This is a genomic window from Phenylobacterium sp. (assembly GCF_035276905.1).
Taxonomy (GTDB): Bacteria; Pseudomonadota; Alphaproteobacteria; order Caulobacterales; family Caulobacteraceae; genus Phenylobacterium.
On record NZ_DATELG010000303.1, the window covers coordinates 1 to 6,150 of the forward strand.

Below are 6,150 nucleotides of genomic sequence, written 5' to 3' on the forward strand. Positions count from 1 at the left end.
GCTGGTGGTGGTGACCTCGGTCTCCAGCCTCGTGCACCTCTACTCCTGGGGGTACATGGCGGACGACGACTCAAAGCCGCGGTTCTTCGCCTACCTGTCGCTGTTCACCTTCGCCATGCTGGCGCTGATCAGCGCCTCGGACTTCATGCAGCTGTTCTTCGGCTGGGAAGGCGTGGGCCTGGCGAGCTACCTGCTGATCGGCTTCTGGTTCAAGAAGCCGACCGCCAACGCGGCGGCGATCAAGGCCTTCGTCGTCAACCGCGTCGGCGACTTCGGCTTCGCGCTCGGCATCATGACCGTCTTCTGGGCCTTCGGCTCGATCCAGTTCGCCCAGATCTTCCCGATGGTCGCCAGCCACGCCGACAAGGCCTGGGCGTTCGCCGGCCATAGCTACCGGCTGATGGACCTGGCCTGCGCGCTGCTGTTCGTCGGCGCCATGGGCAAGTCGGCGCAGTTCTTCCTGCACACCTGGCTGCCGGACGCCATGGAAGGCCCGACGCCGGTCTCGGCGCTGATCCACGCAGCGACCATGGTGACCGCCGGCGTCTACATGGTCTGCCTCTTGTCGCCGATGTTCGAGTACGCGCCGGTCGCCAAGCACATCGTCGTCTTCATCGGCGCCATCACCTCGCTGTTCGCCGCCACGGTCGGCATGACCCAGAACGACATCAAGCGGGTGATCGCCTATTCGACCTGCTCGCAGCTGGGCTACATGTTCATGGCCGCGGGCGTCGGCGCCTATCAGGCCGGCATGTTCCACCTCTTCACCCACGCCTTCTTCAAGGCGCTGCTGTTCCTGGGCGCGGGCTCGGTGATCCACGCCATGGCCCACGAGCAGGACATGCGCCGCTATGGCGGGCTGGCGAAGTACCTGCCGGTGACCACCGCGGTCATGGTGATCGGCACCATCGCCATCACCGGCCTCGGCATCCCGGGGATCGAGCTGGGCTTCGCCGGCTTCTACTCGAAGGACTCGATCATCCACGCCTCTTACGCCGCCGGCGCGGCGGGCGACGGCATGGGCTACTTCGCCTTCGTCATCGGCGTCTTCGTGGCGGGGCTCACGGCCTTCTACTCCTGGCGCCTGGCCTTCTTCACCTTCAATGGCCACGCCCGCTGGACGTCGGAGGACCTCGAGCACCACTGGCACAATCGCGACCACGCCGATCACGCGCACGGCCACGCCAGCGACCACGCTTCCGACGCTCAGATCGAAACCCACGACGAACCGCTCGCCGCGCACCACGACGCGCGCGGCCACCACAAGGGTCCGGCGCTGCCGCACGAGAGCCCCTGGACCATGCGCCTGCCGCTGATCCTGCTGTCGGTCGGCGCCGTCTTCGCCGGCCTTGCCTTCACCGGGAAGTTCATCGGCGAGGAGCGGGGCGAGTTCTGGAAGGGCGCGATCTTCACCGCCGCCAACAACCACGTGCTGGGCGAGCATCACATGTCGCTGCTAGTCGAGCAGGCGCCGCTGATCGTCTCGGTCCTGGGCCTGCTGGTCGCCGCCTACGTCTACCTGCTGCACGAGGGGCTGGGCGCGAAGCTGGCCGCCCGCCGCGGCCCGCTCTACCTCTTCTTCTACAACAAGTGGTTCTTCGACGAGCTCTACCAGGCGACCTTCGTCCGCGGGGCGAAGTTCCTGGGCGATCTGTTCTGGAAGGGCGGCGACCAGAAGGTCATCGACGGCCTGGGCCCGGACGGGGTCTCGGCGGTGTCCTATTCGCTCGGCCGCCAGGGCAGCCGGCTGCAGACCGGCTACCTCTACCACTACGCCTTCGTGATGCTGCTGGGGGTGGCGGGGCTGCTGTCCTACGCCCTCTGGGCCTGGAACCGCTGAGGGAGAACTGACCGATGCCGATTCTCTCCCTCATCACCTTCGCCCCGCTGATCGGGGTCGCCGCCATCCTGGCGCTGCGCCTGGCGGGCAAGCCCGACGACGCCAAGACCGTCGGAGCGGCCAAGTGGATCGCGCTCGTCACGACCCTGGCCACCTTCGCGCTCTCGGTCCTGCTGGTCCTTCAGTTCGATCCGAATACGGCCGGCTTCCAGTTCGTCGAGGACAGCCCCTGGTTCGCCGGCCTGCACTATCGGATGGGGGTCGACGGCATCTCGCTGCTGTTCATCCCCCTGACCGCCTTCCTGATGCCGCTCTGTATCGCGGCGTCTTGGCGGTCGATCGAGAAGCGCGTCCTTGAGTACCTGATCGCCTTCCTGATCCTGGAGACGCTGGTCATCGGGGTGTTCTGCGCGCTCGACCTGGTGCTGTTCTACATCTTCTTCGAGTTCGGCCTGGTGCCGATGTTCCTGATCATCGGCATCTGGGGCGGACAGCGGCGGGTCTACGCGGCCTTCAAGTTCTTCCTCTACACCTTGCTCGGCTCGGTGCTGATGCTGGCCGCCATCCTGGCGATGATCAACATCTCGGGCACGAGCTCGATCCCGCTGCTGATGACCTACCACTTCGCGCCGCAGGTGCAGACCTGGCTGTGGCTGGCCTTCTTCGCCTCCTTCGCGGTGAAGATGCCGATGTGGCCGGTCCACACCTGGTTGCCCGACGCCCACGTCGAAGCGCCGACTGCCGGCTCGGTGATCCTGGCGGGCATCCTCTTGAAGCTCGGCGGCTACGGCTTCATGCGCTTCAGCGTGCCGATGTTCCCGCAGGCCTCGCAGCTGTTCACCCCGCTGGTGTTCGCGCTGTCGGTGATCGCCATCGTCTACACCTCGCTGGTCGCCTTCCGGCAGGTCGATATCAAGAAGCTGATCGCCTATTCGTCGGTCGCCCACATGGGCTTCGTCACCATGGGCATCTTCTCCGGCAACGTGCAGGGCGAACAGGGCGCGATCTTCCAGATGCTGAGCCACGGCCTGATCTCGGGCGCGCTCTTCCTCTGCGTCGGCGTGGTCTATGACCGCATGCACACCCGCGAGATCGCCTTCTACGGCGGCATCGTGAACCGCATGCCCTGGTACGCGGCGGTCTTCATGCTGTTCACCATGGGCAACGTCGGCCTGCCGGGCACCTCGGGCTTCGTCGGCGAGATCCTGACCATGACCGGGACCTATGGAGTCTCGACCTGGACGGCGATCCTCGCCGCCAGCGGCGTCATCTTCTCGGCGGTCTACGCGCTCACGCTCTACCGCCGCGTGGTGTTCGGCGAATTGACCAATCCGAAGCTGGCGGGGATCACCGATCTCGAGCAGCGGGAAATCTGGATCTTCGCGCCGCTGATCGCCGGCACGCTGATCCTCGGCGTCTATCCGAATTATGTGTTCAACCTGACCCAGACCTCGGTCGACCATCTCGTGACGGTCTACCGGGCGGCTGTCGGCGGGTGAGGGGCTGGTCTTTAGATGAACGTCTCCGCCGACCTTAGTCTGGCTTTCCCGCAGCTGATCCTCGGGGTCGGCGCGCTCCTGCTGCTCGTCGTCGGCGCCTTCTCGCCGAAATCGACGACCGCGATCTGCGCGGCCTCCATCGTCGCCCTCCTGGGCGCGGCGGTCGCGGCCGCCACCGCCCCGCTCGGCCGCGCGTTCGGCGGCGGCCTGATCTCGGACCAGGCCTCGGCTTTCGCCCAGGTGGCGATCTACGTCGCCTCGGCCGTGGCCATTCCGCTCGGCCAGCCGTGGTTCGAGCGCCGCGGCGTGCGCAACTTCGAGTTCCCGGTGCTCGTCCTGCTGGCGGCGCTGGGCATGGGCATGATGGCCTGCTCGGGCGACCTGATCTCGCTCTACGTCGGCGTCGAGCTGCACTCGCTGGCGCTCTACGTCCTGGCCGCCATGTACCGCGACAACGCCAGGGCCTCTGAAGCCGGCCTGAAGTACTTCGTGCTGGGCGCGCTGTCCTCGGGTCTGCTGCTCTATGGCGCCAGCCTGATCTACGGCTTCGCCGGATCGACCTATTTCACCGACATCGCCGCGGCCGTGCACGGCGGGGCGCAGACCGGGGTGCTGTTCGGCCTGGTGTTCCTGATCTGCGGCCTGGCCTTCAAGGTCTCCGCCGCGCCGTTCCACATGTGGACGCCGGACGTCTACGAGGGCGCGCCGACGCCGGTCGTGGCCTTCTTCGCGGCCGCGCCGAAGATGGCGGCGATGGTGCTGTTCGCTCGCGCGCTGGCCCAGGGCTTCGGCGGCGCCGCCGGCCAGTGGCAGCAGGTGCTGGTGGCGATCGCCCTGATCTCGGTCGTGGTCGGCGCCTTCTGGGGCCTGGCGCAGCAGAACCTGAAGCGGCTCTGGGCCTATTCCTCGATCGCCAACATCGGCTACGCGCTCCTGGGCCTGGCCTCCGGCGACGCCCGGGGCATCCAGGCCATGCTGGTCTTCATGGTGCTCTACATGGTCGACGTGACCGGCTTCTTCGCCTGCCTGGCCGCACTGTCGCGCAAGGGCCGGTCGATGGAGACGATCGACGACATGGCGGGGCTCTTCAAGGAGCAGCCGTGGATCGCGCTGGCCATGACGGTCTTCTCGCTGTCGGCGCTCGGCCTGCCGCCGTTCTCCGGCTTCTGGGGCAAGTTCTACGTCTTCAAGGCGGCGCTGGGCGCGGGCCTTGCGCCGGCGGCGATCGCGGGCCTGGTCGGCTCGGTCGTGGCGGCCTTCTATTACCTGCGCCTGATCAAGGTGATGTGGTTCGACTCCAGCCAGGGCGCGACCGACCGCCCGCCGGTCGAGGCCCGCGCCATCGGCGTCGCCCTGGCGCTGTTCTCCTTCCCCGTGGTGATGGTGGCGCTGCGCTGGATCGACCCTTGGGCGCACGCCGCCGCGGCCGCCTTCGGTCTCGCCTGATTTGGCCGTCCATCCCCCGATCGAAGCCTACGACGAGCTGGATTCCACCAACGCCGAGGCCCGCCGCCGGGCCGAGGCCGGGGAGGCGGGGCCGGTCTGGATCCTGGCCCGGACGCAAACCGCCGGCCGCGGCCGGCGCGGGCGCAGCTGGTCGACCGAGACGGGCAATCTCGCCGCCACCCTTCTGATGACCACCGAGGTCGCCGCCGGCGAGGCGGCCCAGGTCTCGTTCCTGGCGGCGCTCGCAGCCGCGGACCTGGCGGAGACCTGCCTGGGGCCGGGCGCCGCCCAGCTGAAGTGGCCCAACGACGTCCTCGTCCATGGCCGGAAGGCGGTCGGCGTGCTGGTGGAGTCCGGCGCGCGTCCCGACCGGCGGCTATGGCTGGCCGTGGGCGTCGGCGTGAACCTCGTGGGCCATCCGGCCGACGTCGAGCGCCCCGCGACCAGCTTCGCCGAGCACATGGGCGCCCGCCCGCCGCCGGCGCGCGAAGCGCTGGAAATCCTCGCCGCGCGGTTCGAGGCCTGGCGCACGCTCTGGGCGGCGCAGGGGTTCGCGCCGATCGCCCAGGCCTGGACGGACCGGGCCTATGGCCTGGGCCGGCCTTGCGAGGCGCGGCTGCCGAACCGAACGCTCAGCGGCATAGCAGAAGGCATGGAGGCGGACGGAGCGCTGCGGCTACGCTTGGACGACGGATCCGTGGAGCGGATAACCGCTGGCGACGTCTTCTTCGGGGAAGGGTGAGCGCCATGCTGCTGGCCATCGAGCAGGGCAACACCAACACCATGTTCGCCGTCCACGACGGCCAGCGCTGGATCGCCCAGTGGCGCGCGGCCACCGAGAGCACGCGCACGGCGGACGAATACGCCGTCTGGCTCTCCCAGCTGCTCGCAATGGCAGGACTGCAGCTCGGCGTCTTCAACGGCTGCATCATTTCGAGCGTGGTGCCGCAGTCGATCTTCAACCTGCGCAACCTGGCCAGGCGCTACCTCCACGTGGAGCCGCTGGTGATCGGCGAGAACGCCGAGCTCGGCATCGAAGTGCGCATCGACAAGCCGTCCGAGGCCGGCGCCGACCGGCTGGTCAACGCCATCGGCGCGCACGTCGCCTATCCGGGCGACCTGATCGTCATCGACAGCGGCACGGCCACCACCTTCGATGTGATCGGCGCCGACGGCGGATTCGAGGGCGGGGTGATCGCGCCGGGGATCAACCTGTCGATGGAGGCGTTGCACAACGCGGCGGCCAAACTTCCCAGGGTCGCGATCCAGAAGCCGCAGCGGGTGGTGGGCACAGACACCGTGGGGGCCATGCAGTCAGGCGTTTTCTGGGGCTACATCGGCCTGATCGAGGGGCTGATCGCGCGC

Annotated in this window: 5 protein-coding genes; all 5 read left to right on the forward strand. The window is 68.1% G+C overall.

Features of this window, described 5'->3' with window-relative positions:
• Positions 1-1,840: NADH-quinone oxidoreductase subunit L (nuoL, locus tag VJS38_RS14245; RefSeq protein ID WP_324088812.1), on the forward strand; the 1,840-nt coding region annotated here is incomplete at its 5' end.
• A gap of 14 nt (positions 1,841-1,854) precedes the next feature.
• The gene (locus VJS38_RS14250; protein ID WP_324088813.1) at positions 1,855-3,339 is read left to right on the forward strand and encodes an NADH-quinone oxidoreductase subunit M; all 1,485 of its coding nucleotides are present in this window, start codon (positions 1,855-1,857) and stop codon (positions 3,337-3,339) included.
• 15 nt (positions 3,340-3,354) lie between these two features.
• Complete coding sequence (nuoN, locus tag VJS38_RS14255; protein WP_324088814.1) at positions 3,355-4,785, forward strand: NADH-quinone oxidoreductase subunit NuoN; 1,431 nt, start codon at positions 3,355-3,357, stop codon at positions 4,783-4,785.
• Position 4,786: 1 nt separating this feature from the next.
• Complete coding sequence (locus VJS38_RS14260; protein ID WP_324088815.1) at positions 4,787-5,527, forward strand: biotin--[acetyl-CoA-carboxylase] ligase; 741 nt, start codon at positions 4,787-4,789, stop codon at positions 5,525-5,527.
• 5 nt (positions 5,528-5,532) lie between these two features.
• Positions 5,533-6,150: type III pantothenate kinase (locus VJS38_RS14265; RefSeq protein WP_324088816.1), on the forward strand; the 618-nt coding region annotated here is incomplete at its 3' end.

Coding starts and splice junctions, on each gene's coding strand:
- VJS38_RS14250 (WP_324088813.1), top strand. CDS start 1,855: ATGCCGATTCTCTCCCTCATCACCTTCGCCCCGCTGATCGGGGTCGCC.
- nuoN (WP_324088814.1), top strand. CDS start 3,355: ATGAACGTCTCCGCCGACCTTAGTCTGGCTTTCCCGCAGCTGATCCTC.